Here is an 18,720-nt window from a genome sequence, read left to right on the forward strand (position 1 = left end):
GAGCTCGCGGGCTTGGGTTACATCAAGTAGTAACTATTAGTTCTTAGGGAGTTTGAATACCCAGAAAGAACCACCCTGTGATACAGGCTTAGTTAGGTCAGCCATGTCGCCACCCCATAGAGGTACCGCGCCACCGTAACCGCTAGCTAGGCCGATGTACTGTTCGCCATCTTCTTCCCAAGTGATAGGGGAGGATACGATGCCGGAGCCAGTCTGGAATTTCCAAAGTTCTTCGCCAGTCTTAGCGTCGAATGCTTTGAAGTAACCATCACCAGTACCTGTGAAAATTAGGTTGCCTTTGGTAGCGAGAACGCCAGACCATAGAGGAAGTTTCTCTTTGTGAGACCATACGATCTTACCAGTCTTAGGGTCTACTGCACGAAGAACACCTACGTGGTCGTCGTACATTTTTCTGATACGGAAGCCTTGGCCTAGGTAAGCAGCACCGCGCTTGTAGTGAACTTCTTCAGTCCAGTAGTCTTCTTTCCAGTGGTTGGCGCCAAGGTAGAATAGGCCTGTGTCTTGGCTGTAAGCCATAGGGTTCCAGTTTTTGCCGCCTAGGAAAGGAGGAGAAACTTCGATGGATTTACCCTTTTTCTTGCCTGGCTCTGGTGGTGGTGGGCGTTGGCCTTCAACCTCAACTGGGCGACCAGTCTTAGGATCGATATGAGTTGCCCAAGTAACGTTGTCTACGAATGGGAAGCCGCGGATGAAGTCACCGTTCTGACGGTCAACAACGTAGAAGAAACCGTTACGGTCAGCGTGAGCTGTCGCTTTGATTGTCTTGCCTTTGTCCTTGTATTCGAACAGAATAAGTTCGTTGTTACCAGAGAAATCCCAAGCATCGTTTGGAGTGTGCTGGTAGAACCACTTCACTTCGCCCGTAGATGGATCTACTGCAACCTGACCGGAAGTGTATAGGCTGTCGTAGTCAGCTGGATTGCCGCCTGGAGAAGTACGAGCCCAACCATTCCATGGTGCAGGGTTACCAGCACCTACGATGATAGTGTTTGTTTCAACGTCGAAGCTAGCGGACTGCCAAGGTGCACCACCACCGTGGCTCCATGCTTCAACTTTACCTGTTGGTGAGTTTGGATCATCAGGCCAAGATGGAGCTTTTGGATCACCTGTAGGTCTGCTCTTCTTGCCGTCTAGGCGACCGTAGTGACCTTCTACGAATGGGCGCATCCAGATCTCTTCACCCGTCTTAGGGTCACGAGCGAATAGTTTGCCTACTACACCAAACTCATCACCAGAAGAGCCGTGGATAAGCATTGCTTTACCCGTTTTCTGATCTTTGATGATCGTAGGTGCACCAGTCATAGTGTAGCCTTCAGTGTGATCAGCAAATTTCTTCTTCCAAACGCGCTTACCAGTTTTTTTATCTAGAGCTACGATAGCTGCATCAAGAGTGCCGAAGTAAACAAGATCTCCGAAAATAGCTGCACCACGGTTAACTACGTCACAGCAAGGGCGGATGTCGTCTGGTAGGCGGTAAGAGTAAGACCAAATTTTCTTACCCGTTTTAGCATCTAGTGCAAACATGCGAGAGTAAGAACCAGTTACATAGATGATGCCGTCATGTACTAGTGCTTGAGTTTCTTGACCGCGTTGTTTTTCATCACCAAAGGAGAAAGACCATGCAGGAGTCAATTTCTTAACGTTTTTATCGTTAATCTCTGTCATGTCGCTCCAGCGCTGTGCTTTAGGTCCGATACCGTAACCTAGAACGTCTTCTGGAGTGTTCGCATCATTTTTGATGTCGTCCCAAGTAACTGGTTTAGCAGTAGCGGCGCCCGCTACTAAGCTAAGACCGATTGCAGCGCAAAGCGGCTTTAAGCCTGTCATGTTTATTTTTTTTGTCATTTTTATAAACCCTAGTGTTATAGGAAAGTTATAACTTGCGATTGAAATTCGCTGATAACCATTCTCGTCTTAAGGGTAGATATGCGACAACGGCAGGATTCCCTGTTAATCAGGGGTTAAGTCCTGTTTGTGCAGGATAAAATCCCGAGAGTCTTAGGGAGAAGTCACGTACTAATAAAGAGGGATTAGTGCTCAGGTATGGATAGATGGCGTACAAAATGCTACTTAGGTTGCAATCTGGGTCGACATTCCTACCAAGGGAGTAGTTTTTGGAACCCAAAGTACAATTCTTGCTGATTTTGCACACGCAATATCATATATGCAAACAGCTGGAGTGGGTGGCTTTGGCTTAATGTAGAGATGATCGTCAGGTATCTGAACACGCAGATATCCCTCAGTCAGTATTTCATTTAACTGGGGAAGGCGAGAGTATAAAAACTAAAGTGGTGAAAAAAAGATGTCTATCAACAAGAAACTTTTGAGCATGACTACAGCGGGTATGTTAGCTGCAGTTATTTCTGGCCAGACAATGGCGCACGGTGATGTAACTCCACAGGCTATCGATGTAACAGGCCTAAAAGTTCTAGGTGAAGAGTGGGAAGAATCTAACCCTTACACTGAAGATTACGAAAACCGTGAACTAGCGGTTAAAATCGGTGAGTCTGCTTACACTCAAAACTGTGCACGTTGCCACGGTCTAGATGCGATTTCTGGTGGTATCGCGCCAGATCTACGTTACCTAGAACCAGGAGTTGATGGTGACGAATGGTATGCTTACCGTGTTGTTAACGGTGCAGTACGTGACGGTCGTGTTTACATGCCAAAAATGGCTGAACACCTAAGCCAAGAAGCTCTTTGGGCTATCCGTGCTTGGTTAGAAACTCGCGCTACGGATGAGTAAGTTAAGCGCTTCTAACGCTATAATTTTCACTTGCGCCAGCCTGCTTAGCAGCCTGGCGCAAGCTCGTTATTACGACGATGTAATTGATAGCGGGTATATCAGGGTTGGTTTTTATCGTGATTTCCCACCATATTCCTATATGGAAAACGGCAAAGCTGTTGGTGTGGATGTCGAAGTCGGTAAGAAAATTGCTGAAAAGCTAGGCGTTGAATTCCGTGAGCATTGGATCACGCCAGATGAAAACCTTGAAGATGATTTAAGAAATAATGTCTGGAAAGGGCATTATCTCGACAAAGATGAAGAAAATGCATTAGCACTGAAAACCATTGCCGATGTCATGATGCGTGTTCCGTACGATCGTGAATACAGCTATATGCAGGATTCGACAGGCGCCGTTATTAATGAAATGGTGGTTATGTTTGGGCCCTATCAGCGTGAAAGCTGGAAAGTTGTTTACGATAGTGAAAAGTTAGATAACGTTTCTACAGTGGCGGTATTCCAATATCACCCAGTAGGGGTGGAAATTGATAGTCTACCGGCGTTTTATCTGACTTCAGCTTTTGGTGGGCGAATGCGTGATAAGACTCACCACTATACGAATGCGCGTGAAGCGTTTAAAGGTATGGAGTCTGGTGAGGTAGATGCCGTTATGGCAATGCGCGCCGAAGTTGATTGGTTAGTCAGTAAGTCGGGCGACAAGAAATTTAAGCTGGGCGTGAATGGTTATCCAAATATGGGTAAGCAGAAATGGGACATAGGGATGGCTGTTAAGCATACCTATAGACAGCTTGGCTATGCTGTAGGTGATGTTGTCGAAGCTATGGTTCGTTCCGGTGAAATGGAACAAGTTTATAGCAAGTACGGTCTCAGTTATGAGATGCCTGCTTTTTACCAGGATGTAAAATAGCTTTATAAAGCAACGCTCGAAAAAATAGCATTCAAATAATAATAAGAGGATGCCATGTTGAAGCGAAATGTTGCAGCACTTTTGTTAAGTGCTGCTTTACCAATTGCTGGTTATTCAGGCCAGCAAGATCCTCTAGAGTCGCCTTTATGGGATCATATGCGTGCCAAGTTTATTGGCGATCAGGAATATGTGTTTGATAGTAATGTCAAAGTCACTGTGCCTGAATTTGCTGAAGATCCTACGCAGGTTCCTATTACTGTTAATGCTGAAGCGTTAGCAGGGAAGATCGATAAGATTGTCGTTTTTGCTGATCTTAATCCAATTCAGCACATCTTTACTTATTATCCCCACAAAGAAATTGTGCCTCACCTTTCTATGCGCATTAAGGTCCAGCAGGGTACTGCTATTAGAGCAGCTGTACTTTCTAAGTCTGGTGTTTGGCATCTAGGTGGTAGCTATCTTGACGCTGCAGGTGGAGGGTGTACCACGCCAAGCGCCGCTGCTGCCAATACCTACTGGCAGGACCATCTCGGTGAAATGAAAAGTAAGTTTTTCCCCAGAGAGCAGGGGGGGCGCTATAAACTTAAAGTCGTTCATCCGATGGACACCGGCTTAGTTAGTTCAATTCCTGAATTCTATATAGAGAATGTAGAGGTGCGTAACTTTGAAGGTGCGCCACTTGCAAAATTAGAGTTGTCTCAGCCTGTCAGTGAAAATCCAGTTTTAACTTTTGATGTCAGAGATGGTTCTCAAGGTCATCGTATCTGGATGCGAGATAATGGTGGTAATGAGTTTGAGAATGCGCTCTAGGAGTTGATTGATGAAAAGATTGTTGTTGGCCCTATCTGCTGCTGCAGTGATTCATTCAGCTTCAGCGGCGCCGCTTTCTTATGATTTAAAACCGCAAAAAATTGCTGATAACACTTGGTTATTGAAGGGGAAGTTGGAAGACTTTTCAAAGAGTAATGGCGGCAATATTGTCAATACTGGCTTTATCGTAACAGAAGATGGGGTTGTTGTTATCGATACTGGGCCATCCCTTAGATATGGTAAAGCGTTAAAGGCGGCAATAGAAAGTGTTACGAATAAACCTATCAAGGTTGTTTTTAATACTCATCACCATCCGGATCACTTTTTAGGAAATCAAGCTTTTGCAGATGCAGAGATACTTTCTCTCCCTGGTACACAGCAGGGAATTGAGCTTCATGGAAATGCTTTTGCTGAAAATATGTATCGACTAGTTGGTGATTGGATGCGGTCGACTGAGGCGATCCCGCCAAGCAAAATACTGGATGTTCAGTTAATGGAGCTTGGCTCACATAGATTGCATTTACTTCCTTTTACGGGTCATACAGGTTCGGATTTGGTTGTCATGGATGAAAAAACCGGCGTTGTGTTTGCCTCAGATATGGTTTTCTATCAGCGAGCGTTAACCACTCCTCATACGCCTGGGATTCATCAGTGGAAAAAAGAGATTCTGAAATTAAAGGATCTTGATTACAAGGTTATGGTGCCTGGTCATGGGCCCGTTGTTACAGACGCTAGAGCATTAGATCAAATGCTTGCCTATCTAGATTGGTTGGATCGGGTTTTAGAGCAAGCGGCAGAAGATGGATTAAGCATGACAGAAGTGATTAAACTGCCGATCCCCAAAGATTTTGATGGTATTGCATTAAGTAAGCGGGAATTTGCCAGAACTGTTGCGCACCTTTATCCCAAATATGAAGAGCAGGCTTTTTGAGTCTGCTCTTTGTTGTAAATATAAAAAATCAAATTAAATTCTCTTTACTTAGGTTTATTCCTTTCTCTGGCTAGTTAAACGGCAATTCCTGTCTATACTCTTGTTTGTGCTTTGACTAATGGTCTATTGAATAGGCTGTTAAGCTGCTGAATTTACTCAAAAATAGCGGTATTACTACCAAGGGACTAGAAAAGTACTTCCGCTGTTTAATTGTTGTATTTGCTGTAAAACAAAACAATTGCCTTCATGATTCGGGAAAATTTCCCGACTCTCTTCTGAACGCCAAAAAAAAAATATCCGTAGAGGAAGCGTACAATGAAAAAATTCGCACTGTCTGCTCTAGTTGCAGCGATGTCTGTGGCAGGCACAGCACAGGCTGGTGTTACTGATAAAGATATCATTAACGACCAGATGACTGTTGAAGATGTTGTAACAAATGGTATGGGCCCACGTGGTCAGCGTTACAGCCCGATGACAAAAATCAACACTAAAACTGTTAAAGACATGCGTCCAGTATGGGCGTTCTCTTTCGGTGGTGAGAAACAGCGTGGTCAGGAATCACAGCCTGTAGTTAAAGATGGTGTGATGTACGTTACAGCTTCTTACTCTCGTGTATTCGCTGTTGATGCAAACACTGGTGAAGAGCTTTGGGAATACAATGCGCGTCTTCCTGATGGCATCATGCCTTGCTGTGACGTAATCAACCGCGGTGTTGCTCTATACGACGACCTAGTAATCTTCGGTACTCTAGACGCTAAACTAGTAGCTCTAAACGCTAAGACTGGTAAGGTTGTTTGGAAGAAGAAAGTAGAAGACTACAAAGCTGGTTACTCAATCACTGCAGCTCCTCTAATTGCTAAAGGCAAAGTAATCACTGGTGTATCTGGTGGTGAATTCGGTATCGTTGGTAAAGTAGAAGCTTACGATGCTAAGACTGGTGAACTTGCTTGGACTCGTCCAACGGTTGAAGGTCACATGGGTTACATCTGGAAAGATGGCAAGAAAATGGAAAACGGTATTTCCGGTGGTGAAGCAGGTAAAACTTGGCCTGGCGACCTTTGGAAATCTGGTGGTGCTGCAACTTGGTTAGGCGGTACTTACGATCCTGAAGTTGACCTTCTATTCTTCGGTACTGGTAACCCAGCACCATGGAACTCTCACCTACGTCCTGGTGACAACCTATTCTCATCTTCTCGTCTAGCTATCGATCCAGATACTGGTAAGATCGCTTGGCACTTCCAGACTACTCCACACGATGGTTGGGATTACGATGGTGTAAACGAGTTGATCTCTTTTGACTATAAAGCTAACGGCAAAACTGTAAAAGCGGCAGCGACTGCTGACCGTAACGGTTTCATGTACGTTCTTAACCGTCAGAACGGTGATTTCATCCGTGGTTTCCCATTCGTAGATAAAATCTCTTGGGCTAAAGGCCTAGACGCTAAGACTGGTCGTCCAATTTATGACGATGCAAACCGTCCAGGTAACCCAGCTGATTCTAAAGATGGTAAGAAAGGTACATCTGTTCTAGCTATTCCTTCTTTCCTAGGTGGTAAAAACTGGATGCCTATGGCATACAGCCAAGACACTGAGTTGTTCTACGTTCCTTCTAATGAATGGGCGATGGACATCTGGAATGAGCCAACTGCATACAAAAAAGGTGCAGCTTACCTAGGTGCTGGTTTCACTATCAAGCCAATGAACGACGAGTACATCGGTGTTCTACGTGCGATGGATCCAAAAACTGGTAAAGAAGTATGGCGTCACAAGAACTACGCTCCACTATGGGGTGGTGTTCTAGCGACTAAAGGTAACCTTGTATTCTTTGGTACTCCTGAAGGCTACCTAAAAGGCCTAAACGCTAAGACTGGTAAGGTTGAATACGAATTCAACACTGGTTCTGGTATCGTAGGTTCTCCAATCACTTGGGAGCAGAACGGCGAGCAGTACCTATCAATCGTATCCGGTTGGGGTGGTGCAGTACCTCTATGGGGTGGTGAAGTAGCTAAACGTGTTAAGCACCTAAACCAGGGCGGCACAGTTTGGACATTCAAACTACCTAAGTAAGTTTTTGACTTACAACTGAGTGATATTTCGATATCACTCAGCCTGTCCCAGCAAAAAAAGTCAGCATTTAGCTGGCTTTTTTTGTGCTTGAAATAAAGCGTGATTAGATCAAATCAACAATGCTGTTGAACGCAATCACGACGCGGTCTTTCTGCCCGAAATAAGGCAGGGCTGAGTGCTTTAGGTAGGACGGGAATATTACAATCTGACCTTCTACAGGTTGGAAGTCCCAGAAGCCCTGTTCGCTTAGATAGGCTGTCCCAGCATCGCCATAATGATCGGCGTTGTTGCGAGGATCATAAAAGCGATTGATGCCGTTGCGAGTACCCAATTCACACTCGCCAACATCTAAATAATAGATTCCACACCAAGAGCAATTAGGGTGCGAGTGGATGTCATGGTAACCGCCATCCTTAGTGACATGGAACCAGGATTCAATGATGGTTGCATCACCTTCAGCGCCTTCTGGCCAGTATGGCGTGTTTACCTGTGTGGCTATGGCAGACAGTAGTTCCTCGAGCATGCGTCTAAGCTCAAGGATCACCGGTTCATCAGATTCCAGAAAGCAGAGCTTGCTCTCATATAGTTTATGTTTTGCACTTACTGCTACTTCGCTGGCAACGGCTTTGGTTTGATTGTGAAGCTTTTGATAGTTGTAGATGTAATTGAGAAGATCTTCTTTTAAGAACTCGTGATCAGGGTTTGTCGTAACAAACAGTGGAGAGGTCCAAGTGTTGATGGATTCAATTTCTGGGCTTTCTGAATACATGATCCGATTCCAAGTTAAGAGATCGGATCATTTTAATCTTGTGGTTGTTATTTAGCTATGTGAGAAGTGCGCTCATTTGTCCTGCATCAGTTGATCGTTTTTAGGATCGGGTGTGCCTACCCAGCTAACCTCAAGTTCATATGAGATGGAACGTGCTAAGCCATCTAGATCAGGGAAAAGGGTGGCGCTACTGATATTCATTCGATAAAGCGCTTCCATTGCTTCTTTTCTGATTTCAGGGCTAAGGACAATCTTAGCGAGAAGTGGCTGATCATATTCGTAATTATTTAATAGCTCTTCAACTGAAACATCGATTCTGCCAGGCAGCATGAAAGTACCTGCTTGGGCAACGATTCTTCGATCCATCGACCATGGTTCACCAGGCCAGACGATCGGGTAGTTATTTGAAAGGTAATATTTGCCAAGGCTGTCAGTCGTACGAGGGTCAATTGCATCTCGTGTGAGCTCGGGTAAGCCCGGTGGTGTTGCTTTGTGCCATAGGGCAGGGGTATTTACTGCATAAACTGCAGCATGCGTTGTGCAGGACTGTAGAGCGAAATAGCTGGCGACGTAGGGTGACTTGGTAAAGTCTAAAAGCCGAGTTGGTGCGCCGTGGTGTTGCATAAGGGCTAAGCAACGAAAATCATCTTTAAGTGCACTGGTATCATTTAGGAAATAGTGAGCTTTACGTTTAAATACACGAATGGCCCTGCTTTCTCGTTCATGCCATTTGCTTTGGGGTACAAACTGCTTGAGTCGTCTAGTGAGCGAACTCTCAAGGCTCCATTCCGCATCCCGTTGTCCACGAAATGCCCAGCCCCGGAGTTCTTCTGACTCGATTAAAGCAAGAAATTCTTGCCAAGTAGATACTTGGTATAGCTTCGTCATAGATCCGGCCTCGTAATTTATTCGCCTTGAAAATCTCTTATAGCATAAGACTATAGCTATTTGATGTTTATTTATATGGGTTGGTAAGCGTAAAAAGACATTTTGTTATCGCTGAATATCTTTGCTAATCAGTAGGTTACTACTTGTTTTTCTGTTTTCTAACAGCTGTTAGGTTGAAAGCCCGTAGGGGTGGGGCCTCGATAACTAGTACTAAATAATTAATTTTTCAATGCCAAGGGATGATACCTGTATTTCTTGCTGGATAGCTAATATTGGTTGGTAAAGTAAATTAACTGTCAGTAGAGACGGCAGTAAGATAAATATAAAGAGGCACTTAGAAGATGATTTACGCTAAGCCGGGTACAGAAGGTTCAGTTGTTTCCTTTAAAGAACGTTATGGCAACTTCATTAACGGTGAGTGGGTAGCTCCTGTTAAAGGTGAATACTTCACCAATAACTCGCCTGTAACTGGTGAACCAATTTGTGAAATTCCACGTTCCACTGCTGAAGATATTGAATTGGCATTGGACGCTGCTCATGCTGCACAGGTAACTTGGGGCAAAACTTCTCCAATCGAACGTCAGAACGTTCTATTGAAGTGTGCTGAGCTAATCGACGCTAACCTAGAGCGTTTGGCTGTATCTGAAACTTGGGACAACGGTAAAGCGGTTCGTGAAACACTAGCTGCAGACGTTCCTCTAATGGCAGATCACTTCCGTTACTTCGCTGGTTGCATCCGTGCACAAGAAGGTTCTATCGGTGAGATCGACGAAACAACTGTTGCTTACCACTTCCACGAGCCACTAGGTGTTGTTGGCCAGATCATCCCTTGGAACTTCCCGCTACTAATGGCTGCATGGAAAATTGCTCCAGCACTAGCAGCAGGTAACTCTATCGTACTGAAGCCAGCTGAAGCGACTCCAGTATCTATCCTTATTCTTCTTGAGTGCATCCAGGAAGCTCTACCAGCAGGCGTACTGAACATTGTAAACGGTTTCGGTGGCGAAGCAGGTCAGGCTCTAGCATCTAGCACACGTATTGCTAAGATCGCATTCACTGGTTCTACTCCAGTTGGTTCTCACATCATGAAATGTGCTGCAGAGAACATCATCCCATCTACTACAGAGCTAGGTGGTAAGTCTCCAAACATCTACTTCAACGACGTTATGGCTCAGGACGATGAGTTCGTAAGCAAAGCTGTTGAAGGTGCGGTACTAGCATTCTTCAACCAGGGTGAAGTATGTACTTGTCCTTCTCGTCTTCTAGTTCAAGAAGATATTGCTGATGAGTTCCTTGCTAAAGTTGTTGAGCGTATGGGTCAGATCAAACGTGGTAACCCACTAGATACTGAAACAATGGTTGGTGCTCAGGCTTCTCAAGAGCAGTTCGACAAGATCCTAGGTTACATCGACATCGGTCGTGACGAAGGTGCTGAAGTGCTAGCGGGCGGCGGTATCGAAAAACTAGAAGGTGATTTCGGTAGTGGTTACTACATCAAGCCAACTCTTCTAAAAGGTACAAACGACATGCGCGTTTTCCAAGAAGAGATCTTCGGCCCAGTAGTTTCTGTAACTACATTTAAAGACGAAGCAGAAGCACTAGCTATCGCGAACGACACTGAGTTCGGTCTAGGTGCAGGTGTATGGTCACGTGACACTAACGTTGCTTACCGCATGGGTCGTGGCATCGAAGCTGGCCGTGTATGGATGAACTGCTACCACCTATACCCAGCACACGCTGCGTTCGGCGGTTACAAGAAGTCTGGTGTAGGTCGTGAAACTCACAAGATGATTCTTGAGCACTACCAGCAAACTAAGAACATGTTGGTTAGCTACAGCGAAAGTCCTCTAGGCTTCTTCTAAGCGGAAGTCCACGAGAGCTGGCATCTGAACATTGCTAGCTCTCAAGTAAGCTATTTCAAGTAGCTTCTTGCGTTTATTGCGGCCCCTCTGAGGGCCGCTTTTTTATGTCTTGATCCTGCCTAGACTTAGGGTGCTGGTACAATTGGTACTTTAGGTCTGTCTCATTTCCCGAAATCCCTGATATTAATTTTTAGATGTTAAGCTTGTTTAACACTCTGATTTAAAGGGAGGTTTTCGTGCGTAATACTTTATCTATCCTTATCTTAAGTTTGGTCTCTGTGAGTGCTTTTGCCTCTGTAAAAGACTATCAAGTAAAGCGGCTCATAATGATGAAGTCTGATTGTGTCGAACAGAGCTTAGCGCGCAATGAAACCGAAAGCGGTGGGCTATTGTTTGTTCCTTAGTCATTACCCTGATGGTGTAAAAGTCCTGTGTGACGATCCAGAGGATGACCGGAGTTGTAAGCTTCAAACTAAAGCTAAGTCTTATGATCATCTTCGCTTACTGCAATCGAATTAGGATTTCTTATTATGTTCGTTAAGAACCGCTCTATATTAGCTCTTATATCCACTGGGTTTCTGGCAGCATCTTTACCTGTATCTGCTGATATTAATGCTGCGTTTGAACAAAGCAGAGCTATAGTGCAGCCTGAAAGGCGTTTGGAGTGTTACGACAATTTAGACTTGAAGGCCTTGAGTGCGAGTAAGCCTAATTTTGCAGGTAAGCGTACAGCTAAAACGGAGATGTTTAAGGTCTCTGAGCCTACTCAATTAAGGTTTCAGAGTGATGGTGCCATCTTTGTATTAGCGTTACATGATAGCGAAGATAATATCGTTCAAAACCTCCACATAGGTGGAGGTGGTGAAGATACTTACTTGATCGAAGAGGCCGGCGAATATTATCTGCGTGTTAATGGATCTACTACATGGCGAATCTGGTTAGAGAAACCATAGTTCCCATTCAGTACCTTATAAACCTTTGCTATTGCCGCCAATACGATAGATTAGTAGGTCTTCATCGTCTAAAACCTTGAAGGCCGCTGTCGTAGCTGCGTTATAGGGAATCTGATATTCATGATCAGAAAGCTTTTCGGCTTTATAAAGCTGTTCTGGAGGGTTTAGCATAAGTTCGACAAACTGTTCTGTTGACCATGTGTATGTTTTGACGGGTAGGCCATATGCTTTGGCGACTGTGAGCTCGTCGGATGAGCTACCAATTAGATCAAGGTAATAACACTCTGTAACATGGCACATCAGCCCCATTCTTGTATCTATTAAGTAGCCATCTGCGGGTAAGGTTCTTGGGATGCTATAGCAACCACCTAAGGCAATTAAACAAAGGCCTGTGATTATCTTTTTCATTAGCCTGTCTCTTTCTGTTTTATCTATTTTACGTATTGCTGAAGAGTTTGGACCCTTTCGGTATAGATAAGCTTAGATAAATTATAGATCGTGTAATATTTGTAGATGTTAGAAACGTAGTGCACTGTTTCCCGTCCAATAATCCTTCCTGCTGCGATCTCAACATTTCCAAACCATACGTTTTGATCTAATCCCATTTTAGTTGTTAGTTTTTGCATTTTACGTAGATTGCCAGGGCCGGCGTTATAGGCGGCTAAGCTTAAGAGAAAGCGATTGATAGGCGTTATCTCTTCAGAGGGTAAATAGTGTCGAGATAGGAAATCCATATACTTTGCACCCGCATGTATATTGTTATCAACCTTGTGTATTTCTTTGATATTCACATTTGGATCGGCTGCAGTTGAAGGCAGTAACTGCATTACTCCGACTGCACCTTTATGGCTTTTTGTGTCCTGTTTGAGTTGGGATTCCTGATAAGCCTGTGCTGCCAATGCAAGAGGGTCTAATTGGTACTTTTCTGCGTATTTTTCAAAATGAGGTAGTAAGCGAATTAAGCGGTCGCGTTCCAAATCGAGTAGGGGATTTGTTATTCGCTTAGTTGAGCCTAGGTAGCGTTTGATTAAGATATTGCCGAGAAGAGAGCCTTTCTGAACGTTCGAATGGATGAATTCATTCAGGCTGTCCTGAAGAAGTGGCGTCTGTTTTCTGACTCCCCAGCCCAGACTGTTCTTTTTACTCAAATTAATTTTTTCAGCAATCTCTAAGTTGGTGAGGGTTTTAAGCCAGAGTATGGCTTTGTAATCATCAATGATGGTGTAGTTATAAATACCCGCATTTACGATTTCTAAAATATCCTCGCTAAGTAAGGTGCTATCAGCCTCAATTATATGGATAGCATTTTCTTTAAATACGGCTTGTTTATTTAATCGATGCAGGTGCTCTGCGTAGCTGCTTCCTTTCAGAACGAGAATAGTCTTTCTTGCAAGGTCTTCTAATGAATCAATTTTTGGTGCGGTTTTGTGCCTGACAATAACTTCGGATACTTCTGAATATTTACTCTTTGTGAAATCTATCAGTTTTTTTCTTTCGTCTGTTGCTGTTAGTAGCGCCGCGCTGATGTCGCCTTTGCCTTCGACAAGAGAGGGGATTAGTTGATCAAAGGTAACCGGAATATAGACAATCTTTGTTTTGTCTATCTCTTTCTTAATCCCTTTATTTATATGGTTTTCGTAGTTTTGTAGCAGTTCGGCTTGTAGTCCTTTGATCTTGCCGTTATGGATGAAAAAGTCGGTCTTACTATACGTGACTAAGGCTCTGATCAGCTTTCGATCTTTCATCTCATCAAGATCGCCCCAGAAAGGCTCTAGCTTGTCAGTAGAAAGGATACCTTTGGGAATCAGCTCTGTTGATGATTGTGCTTCATGGGGAGTAGTAGAATTTGCTGGATGAGCTGTTGTTGTGGTTTGATTTGGGGGAAGGCTTTGATTTTCGGAGCTGTCACAACCAGTCAATAGGTATGAGCATGTGAGTAGAGAGCTGAAGAGGAGTATTTGTTTGATCAAAGCTTTGGCCTCACAGATCAATAACCTTGCCGGGATTCATAATGTTATTTGGATCCAAAGCCCGCTTAACAAGCTTCATGCTATATATCGAAGTTTCATGCTCATCCAGCAGATATTGTTTTTTTCCAAAGCCGATTCCGTGTTCACCTGTACAAGTGCCACCTAGAGCTAAGGCGTTGCTTACGATCTTTTCTGCTAGTGCTTTAGCTGCTTGATGTTGGTTATGATTTTCTGGATCGAAAACAATTAGGACGTGGTAGTTACCGTCACCAACATGGCCAACGATCGGGCAGGGTAAGTTGGTTAACTCGGCATCTGCTTCAGCTTGTAAGATACTTCTAGCTAGGGCTGAAATTGGAACACATACATCGGTTGTAAGTACTTTTCCGTTAGGAATAATCTGATGAGCCGCATTGTAAGCATTGTGTCGTGCTTGCCATAGGCGGTTTCGATCTTCGGTATTTTCAGCCCAAATAAATTCACTACCGCCGAATTCATTGCAGATATCTTTCAGGAGCGTAATGTCTTCTTCAATCTTGGCTTTAGAGCCGTGAAACTCGACAAAAAGGGTTGGTTCAGCAGTTAGTTCGTGTAGCTGAGAAAATTCAATGCAAGCTTGCATTTGGGCTTTGTTAAGCAGTTCTATTCGAGCAAGAGGAATGGACAGCTGCATGGCATTGATAACTGTATCGGTAGCGTCGGCCACAGTTTTAAAGCTGCATACGGCTGCGCGAATGATTTCGGGAATAGGGTGAAGGCGAAGTTGGATCTCTGTGATAACGCCTAAGGTGCCCTCAGAGCCGACCAGCAACTGCGTTAAGTTGTAACCAGCAGAGCTTTTGCGGCTACGTGTACCTGTTTTTATAATGTCGCCTTCAGGTGTTACCACAGTTAAGCCGATAACGGCATCAAGCATGGTGCCATAGCGTACGGCGTTAGTGCCTGAGGCTTGTGTTGCTGCCATACCGCCAATACTCGCATTGGCACCAGGATCAACTGGGAAAAATAAGCCGTCATAGCGCAAGGCTAGATTGAGCGCTTCCCTAGTTACACCTGCTTGAACGCGACAATCCATATCGGCGGCATTGATTTCTATTACCTGATCCATTTCTGATAGATCGATTGATATGCCACCGTTGACGGCGAGTAGATGTCCTTCGACAGAAGAACCAACGCCAAAGGGAATGACGGGAATTTTATATTGATTGCAGAGTTTGACGACTTGAGCGACTTCTTCGTTACTAAAAGGGTAAACAACTGCATCGGGCGCGATACAACCATAGCTATCTTCCCCTTGACCATGCTGCTCACATACAGGTTTGGATAGGTCTATTCGATCACTAAAAGTAGTGGCCAATTCAGTGATGACTTTCTTTAGATTAGCTTGAGAATAATGTTTATGCGCACGCATAGGTCATCAGCTCATTTTTTATTGTTGTTACTACATTAAAGCAATAATTTATTAATAAGAACAAGCTATTAGGATGATAAGTACCTAGGTAAATACAGCAGATACAGAGAGTGGGCTTTCCTTTGCCCGGCAGCTCGTGTCCGTGAACGTTGTCTATTATTGAGTGTGATTGTTAAATTACTGTGACAAGGTCAGTTTTTTTAACTCTTCAATAATCAGCGCTCGGATATAGGCAGTAAATTGTTCAGGTCGCTGAGTATGGTCAAGAAGGTCTATAAGACTGGTTGCGACCTCAGGTTTAAAGCGGCGATCATTTCCAGCCAGTTGGTAAAAGCGATTAACCCAATGTGTTCCAGTTTCGGCATCAACATCTACCATCAGCATCGCTTGGGCAAGCACTCCTTGTTTTACATTTTTGTTGTTAGGCGGTGACAACATAATTTTTTGTGCTGTGCCAGTAATTTTCAGGCCGTCGACATTTAGATTGTAACGGCCATCGCAATAAGAGCCTTCGGTGCTGCCGTAATCTGCCTTGAGTCCGATATTTGATAGTGCGCGTTTAATGGGTTCGCACAAGGCGATATAAACCATATCTAAATCAAAAGCCTGATCCGTTCGCTGCGGAAATATAACGGCTAGATTAAGAATGCCTTGTTGCAGAGGAACTGCAGTACCACCACTGTCACGGACGATAACGGGCCATTGTTCTTGTTCGAGTTGTTGGCAGGCTTGTTCAAAGTTTGGGAATCGAGTTTCCTTCCTAGTGGCAACTAGGCATTGGGTTGTTTCCCAAATGCGTGCGGTTGCTCCCCGTTTAGTTTGTGCGACCTCTTTTAATAAGGCGAAATCTTGTTCAAGAGCTTGTATAGGGTTGCAGCAGATTGGCTCATCGATAATTCGCCATCTTTTTTGTTGGGTGAAAATATCTGTAAAACTGGTTTCAGACATTAAAGCTCCGAATAAACAATTAGGGGTTGTTCATGCATTCGATGATGCTATGATCGCCCTCAAATTTATAGCACGCTGAATAATCTAAATGAACAAAACAATTCCTGCAGCCAACGTAGATAACTTGAGCACTTGGGTAAAGTATAAGAGTAGTCACTGCGATTCTTGCAGAGGCACTTGCTGTAGCTTACCTGTAGAAGTTCGCTTTAGTGATTTAGTAAGAATGGGTGTAGTGGATGAATTTGAGGCAGGTGAGCCTGCGAAGCGTTTAGCTAAGCGTTTGATGAAAGAGGGTGTGGTAGGGCTCTTTAATCATAAATCAGAAATTTACACACTATCGCGCTATGCTAATGATGATTGTATCTATCTAGATCAAAAAACAAGATTGTGTACTATCTATCTGGAACGCCCTGATACTTGTAGAAACCACCCTAAGGTTGGTCCTAAGCCGGGTTTCTGTGCTTATCAGCCAAAATAGAGCAGAGTATGAATCGACCTATCCTGTATTCATTTCGTCGTTGCCCCTATGCAATTAGAGGGCGGTTGGCTATTGCTCAGTCAGGTATCGAGGTAGAGCTCAGAGAGATTGTGCTAAGAGACAAACCAGAGCATATGCTTGAAATCTCACCTAAGGGAACTGTTCCTGTTCTATTGCTTCCTGATGGTACTGTCATAGATGAAAGTTTGGATATTATGCACTGGGCATTGGATCAGAATGATTCAGAGGCTTGGCTTGATGCAGATAGTAATCAGATTGATCAGTTGATCAAAGAAAATGATCATAATTTCAAGAGCTGGTTAGATAAGTACAAATACTCTGATCGTCATCCAGAGCACTCACAGTCCTATTACCGTAATAAATGTGAGCTATGGTTGGTGCAACTAGAAAAGCTGTTACAGCAGCATGGGGGATCTCTGCTGGAGAATGGTAAATCTTTAGCCGACTATGCGCTTTTACCGTTTATCAGGCAGTTTGCACATGTGGATCTCGTTTGGTTTAACTCGACAGATTATCCCTATCTGCAAAAATGGTTAGAAGAGTTTAAAGAATCAGAACTCTTTCTTCGTGTGATGAAGAAATATAAACCTTGGAAAGAATTACAAGAATTGATCGTGTTTCCAGAATAGATACCTTACGAGATGGACAAGGATGCTATGACCCTAAGTTATAAGTTAAAAAACAAATTAAAGCCTGCAAATGCTGCTGAGAGTGAGCATAATCTTGGTGAAGCGGCAGCGACATTATGTGATCCTGACAATAAAGCATGGTGCGATGCATGCAAGGAGCTATTATTGCCAGAATCGATGGTTGAGGGCGAGTGTGCTTTTCGGAAGCAAAATCCGAAAAAATGAACGTTATTTATGTTAATGAAATAAAAGGGGAGCCAAATGGCTCCCCTTGTCGTTATTACTGCTTCTCTTTAATGAGTTGTTTTAGCTCTTCGATCTGTTTCGAAAGGTCTTCGATGGTTAAGTCGCCATCTGCCAGCGCTTTTTCTTTGGCTTCTTCGGCATGCTCATTTTCCATCACATTTACAACGATACCGATCACCATGTTCAGGAATGCAAATGTGGTTAGAAAGATGAAAGTGAGATAGAAAATCCAACTGAATGAATACACGGCCATGGTCTCGTACATAACATCCGTCCAATCTTCGAATGTCATAACCCTAAATAGCGTGAGCATTGAAATTGAGATATCTCCCCAAAGCGTTGGGTTGATATGAGCAAAGAATGAAGCGCCGATTGCTGCATAAATATAGAAGATGATGAACATCAACAGGATAACGTAGCCTAGCTGCGGTAATGCCTTTATCAGTGAGTTAAGCAGTAAGCGCAATTCAGGCACCATAGATACCATTCGTAATACACGGAAGATACGGATCAGTCGGCCGATCAGTGCCATTTCACTGTCTTGGATAGGAATCAAGCTGACTACGACGATGATCGTGTCAAAGACATTCCAGGGGTTCTTAAAGAAGTTCTTTTTATCCGGTTCACCAATAAAACGTACCGTTATCTCAACTAGAAAGAATAGGGTGATACCTGTATCAAGCCAGCTAATAAGCGTTAATACATGATCGGGAATATCGTAGGTCTTTGCGCCAATAACCAAGGCAGAAAAGATAATGACTGCAACAACAAAGAATTCAAAAATGCGATTGTTGCGGAGTTTAAAGAATTTATCCTGAAGGGTTAGCGTGCTCATGGTTACCAAAACTCGAGTAAATAATTCAGCGTGAACTTTACTGTTGTTTGGCAAGGTTGGATAGATCTTTTGGTGAAAAAATACGTCGTTCTTTAGCGAGTCTTTAGCTGATGCTATCCGCTTCATATTTATCAGGCGGTGGGATGATAAACAGCCTTGAAGGAGCGTTTTGAACTCAATTACCATGTAAAATACTTGCGCAAATTTTCAGTATTACACCTTAATAAA

At 43.8% G+C, this 18,720-nt stretch carries 19 protein-coding genes; 11 read left to right on the forward strand and 8 right to left on the reverse strand.

Annotation, left to right across the window (positions count from 1 at the left end):
* Nucleotides 1–36: 36 nt before the first annotated feature.
* Nucleotides 37–1,866 carry a PQQ-dependent methanol/ethanol family dehydrogenase gene (locus ACMXYO_RS08050; RefSeq protein WP_415887979.1) on the reverse strand — a complete coding sequence of 610 codons (1,830 nt, stop codon included), beginning with the start codon at nt 1,864–1,866 and terminating at the stop codon, nt 37–39.
* 457 nt (nt 1,867–2,323) lie between these two features.
* Between ACMXYO_RS08050 and pedF the strand changes: the two genes are divergently transcribed.
* From pedF to ACMXYO_RS08075, 5 genes are all read left to right on the forward strand, one after another.
* Nucleotides 2,324–2,767, forward strand: coding sequence for a cytochrome c-550 PedF (gene pedF / locus ACMXYO_RS08055; protein WP_415881362.1), 444 nt, complete (start codon nt 2,324–2,326; stop codon nt 2,765–2,767).
* The gene (locus tag ACMXYO_RS08060) at nt 2,760–3,674 is read left to right on the forward strand and encodes a substrate-binding periplasmic protein (RefSeq protein ID WP_415887980.1); all 915 of its coding nucleotides are present in this window, start codon (nt 2,760–2,762) and stop codon (nt 3,672–3,674) included. The genes pedF and ACMXYO_RS08060 overlap by 8 nt, the downstream gene beginning before the upstream one ends.
* A gap of 54 nt (nt 3,675–3,728) precedes the next feature.
* Nucleotides 3,729–4,484 carry a quinoprotein dehydrogenase-associated SoxYZ-like carrier gene (locus tag ACMXYO_RS08065; protein WP_415887981.1) on the forward strand — a complete coding sequence of 252 codons (756 nt, stop codon included), beginning with the start codon at nt 3,729–3,731 and terminating at the stop codon, nt 4,482–4,484.
* Nucleotides 4,485–4,494: 10 nt separating this feature from the next.
* The gene (locus tag ACMXYO_RS08070) at nt 4,495–5,415 is read left to right on the forward strand and encodes a quinoprotein relay system zinc metallohydrolase 1 (protein ID WP_415887982.1); all 921 of its coding nucleotides are present in this window, start codon (nt 4,495–4,497) and stop codon (nt 5,413–5,415) included.
* A 315-nt stretch (nt 5,416–5,730) separates the two neighbouring features.
* Nucleotides 5,731–7,482, forward strand: a complete 1,752-nt coding sequence (locus tag ACMXYO_RS08075) for a PQQ-dependent methanol/ethanol family dehydrogenase (RefSeq protein ID WP_415887983.1) — start codon at nt 5,731–5,733, stop codon at nt 7,480–7,482.
* A gap of 103 nt (nt 7,483–7,585) precedes the next feature.
* Here ACMXYO_RS08075 and ACMXYO_RS08080 read toward each other — a convergent pair whose 3' ends face one another.
* Both ACMXYO_RS08080 and ACMXYO_RS08085 read right to left on the reverse strand, forming a co-directional pair.
* Complete coding sequence (locus tag ACMXYO_RS08080) at nt 7,586–8,251, reverse strand: putative 2OG-Fe(II) oxygenase (protein ID WP_415887984.1); 666 nt, start codon at nt 8,249–8,251, stop codon at nt 7,586–7,588.
* Nucleotides 8,252–8,323: 72 nt separating this feature from the next.
* On the reverse strand, nt 8,324–9,139 hold the full coding sequence (locus ACMXYO_RS08085; RefSeq protein ID WP_415887985.1) for an FRG domain-containing protein: 816 nt from the start codon (nt 9,137–9,139) through the stop codon (nt 8,324–8,326).
* A gap of 341 nt (nt 9,140–9,480) precedes the next feature.
* Here ACMXYO_RS08085 and ACMXYO_RS08090 point away from each other — a divergent pair, with 341 nt between their 5' ends.
* From ACMXYO_RS08090 to ACMXYO_RS08100, 3 genes are all read left to right on the forward strand, one after another.
* Nucleotides 9,481–11,001 carry an aldehyde dehydrogenase family protein gene (locus ACMXYO_RS08090; RefSeq protein WP_415887986.1) on the forward strand — a complete coding sequence of 507 codons (1,521 nt, stop codon included), beginning with the start codon at nt 9,481–9,483 and terminating at the stop codon, nt 10,999–11,001.
* A gap of 236 nt (nt 11,002–11,237) precedes the next feature.
* Nucleotides 11,238–11,405 carry a hypothetical protein gene (locus ACMXYO_RS08095; RefSeq protein WP_415887987.1) on the forward strand — a complete coding sequence of 56 codons (168 nt, stop codon included), beginning with the start codon at nt 11,238–11,240 and terminating at the stop codon, nt 11,403–11,405.
* 126 nt (nt 11,406–11,531) lie between these two features.
* Complete coding sequence (locus tag ACMXYO_RS08100) at nt 11,532–11,954, forward strand: hypothetical protein (protein WP_415887988.1); 423 nt, start codon at nt 11,532–11,534, stop codon at nt 11,952–11,954.
* A gap of 15 nt (nt 11,955–11,969) precedes the next feature.
* Here the strand turns inward: ACMXYO_RS08100 and ACMXYO_RS08105 are convergent, their stop codons facing one another.
* The 4 genes from ACMXYO_RS08105 to ACMXYO_RS08120 form a co-directional block, all read right to left on the reverse strand.
* Nucleotides 11,970–12,362, reverse strand: coding sequence for a hypothetical protein (locus tag ACMXYO_RS08105; RefSeq protein WP_415887989.1), 393 nt, complete (start codon nt 12,360–12,362; stop codon nt 11,970–11,972).
* Between the two features lie 23 nt (nt 12,363–12,385).
* A complete protein-coding gene (locus ACMXYO_RS08110) occupies nt 12,386–13,924 on the reverse strand; it encodes a transglycosylase SLT domain-containing protein (RefSeq protein ID WP_415887990.1) in 1,539 nt (512 codons plus the stop codon).
* 10 nt (nt 13,925–13,934) lie between these two features.
* A complete protein-coding gene (locus ACMXYO_RS08115; RefSeq protein ID WP_415887991.1) occupies nt 13,935–15,335 on the reverse strand; it encodes an FAD-binding oxidoreductase in 1,401 nt (466 codons plus the stop codon).
* 177 nt (nt 15,336–15,512) lie between these two features.
* The gene (locus tag ACMXYO_RS08120; protein WP_415887992.1) at nt 15,513–16,283 is read right to left on the reverse strand and encodes a biotin/lipoate A/B protein ligase family protein; all 771 of its coding nucleotides are present in this window, start codon (nt 16,281–16,283) and stop codon (nt 15,513–15,515) included.
* Nucleotides 16,284–16,371: 88 nt separating this feature from the next.
* Between ACMXYO_RS08120 and ACMXYO_RS08125 the strand changes: the two genes are divergently transcribed.
* Genes ACMXYO_RS08125 through ACMXYO_RS08135 form a run of 3 tightly spaced genes read left to right on the forward strand, consistent with a single transcriptional unit; the run spans nt 16,372 to nt 17,636 of the window.
* Nucleotides 16,372–16,761, forward strand: a complete 390-nt coding sequence (locus ACMXYO_RS08125) for a YkgJ family cysteine cluster protein (RefSeq protein WP_415887993.1) — start codon at nt 16,372–16,374, stop codon at nt 16,759–16,761.
* Nucleotides 16,762–16,769: 8 nt separating this feature from the next.
* Nucleotides 16,770–17,411 (forward strand): glutathione S-transferase, encoded by a 642-nt coding sequence (locus tag ACMXYO_RS08130; RefSeq protein ID WP_415887994.1) that lies wholly within the window; start codon nt 16,770–16,772, stop codon nt 17,409–17,411.
* Between the two features lie 12 nt (nt 17,412–17,423).
* Nucleotides 17,424–17,636 carry a hypothetical protein gene (locus ACMXYO_RS08135; RefSeq protein WP_415887995.1) on the forward strand — a complete coding sequence of 71 codons (213 nt, stop codon included), beginning with the start codon at nt 17,424–17,426 and terminating at the stop codon, nt 17,634–17,636.
* Nucleotides 17,637–17,691: 55 nt separating this feature from the next.
* Here ACMXYO_RS08135 and ACMXYO_RS08140 read toward each other — a convergent pair whose 3' ends face one another.
* Nucleotides 17,692–18,678: an ion transporter gene (locus tag ACMXYO_RS08140; protein WP_415887996.1), complete on the reverse strand. Its 987-nt coding sequence runs from the start codon at nt 18,676–18,678 to the stop codon at nt 17,692–17,694.
* Between the last annotated feature and the right edge of the window lie 42 nt (nt 18,679–18,720).

The sequence above is a fragment of the Neptuniibacter sp. QD37_6 genome, from assembly GCF_047778085.1.
GTDB lineage: Bacteria > Pseudomonadota > Gammaproteobacteria > Pseudomonadales > Balneatricaceae > Neptuniibacter.

Coding starts and splice junctions, on each gene's coding strand:
- ACMXYO_RS08050 (WP_415887979.1), bottom strand. CDS start 1,866: ATGACAAAAAAAATAAACATGACAGGCTTAAAGCCGCTTTGCGCTGCA.
- pedF (WP_415881362.1), top strand. CDS start 2,324: ATGTCTATCAACAAGAAACTTTTGAGCATGACTACAGCGGGTATGTTA.
- ACMXYO_RS08060 (WP_415887980.1), top strand. CDS start 2,760: ATGAGTAAGTTAAGCGCTTCTAACGCTATAATTTTCACTTGCGCCAGC.
- ACMXYO_RS08065 (WP_415887981.1), top strand. CDS start 3,729: ATGTTGAAGCGAAATGTTGCAGCACTTTTGTTAAGTGCTGCTTTACCA.
- ACMXYO_RS08070 (WP_415887982.1), top strand. CDS start 4,495: ATGAAAAGATTGTTGTTGGCCCTATCTGCTGCTGCAGTGATTCATTCA.
- ACMXYO_RS08075 (WP_415887983.1), top strand. CDS start 5,731: ATGAAAAAATTCGCACTGTCTGCTCTAGTTGCAGCGATGTCTGTGGCA.
- ACMXYO_RS08080 (WP_415887984.1), bottom strand. CDS start 8,251: ATGTATTCAGAAAGCCCAGAAATTGAATCCATCAACACTTGGACCTCT.
- ACMXYO_RS08085 (WP_415887985.1), bottom strand. CDS start 9,139: ATGACGAAGCTATACCAAGTATCTACTTGGCAAGAATTTCTTGCTTTA.
- ACMXYO_RS08090 (WP_415887986.1), top strand. CDS start 9,481: ATGATTTACGCTAAGCCGGGTACAGAAGGTTCAGTTGTTTCCTTTAAA.
- ACMXYO_RS08100 (WP_415887988.1), top strand. CDS start 11,532: ATGTTCGTTAAGAACCGCTCTATATTAGCTCTTATATCCACTGGGTTT.
- ACMXYO_RS08105 (WP_415887989.1), bottom strand. CDS start 12,362: ATGAAAAAGATAATCACAGGCCTTTGTTTAATTGCCTTAGGTGGTTGC.
- ACMXYO_RS08115 (WP_415887991.1), bottom strand. CDS start 15,335: ATGCGTGCGCATAAACATTATTCTCAAGCTAATCTAAAGAAAGTCATC.
- ACMXYO_RS08120 (WP_415887992.1), bottom strand. CDS start 16,283: ATGTCTGAAACCAGTTTTACAGATATTTTCACCCAACAAAAAAGATGG.
- ACMXYO_RS08125 (WP_415887993.1), top strand. CDS start 16,372: ATGAACAAAACAATTCCTGCAGCCAACGTAGATAACTTGAGCACTTGG.
- ACMXYO_RS08130 (WP_415887994.1), top strand. CDS start 16,770: ATGAATCGACCTATCCTGTATTCATTTCGTCGTTGCCCCTATGCAATT.
- ACMXYO_RS08135 (WP_415887995.1), top strand. CDS start 17,424: ATGGACAAGGATGCTATGACCCTAAGTTATAAGTTAAAAAACAAATTA.
- ACMXYO_RS08140 (WP_415887996.1), bottom strand. CDS start 18,678: ATGGTAATTGAGTTCAAAACGCTCCTTCAAGGCTGTTTATCATCCCAC.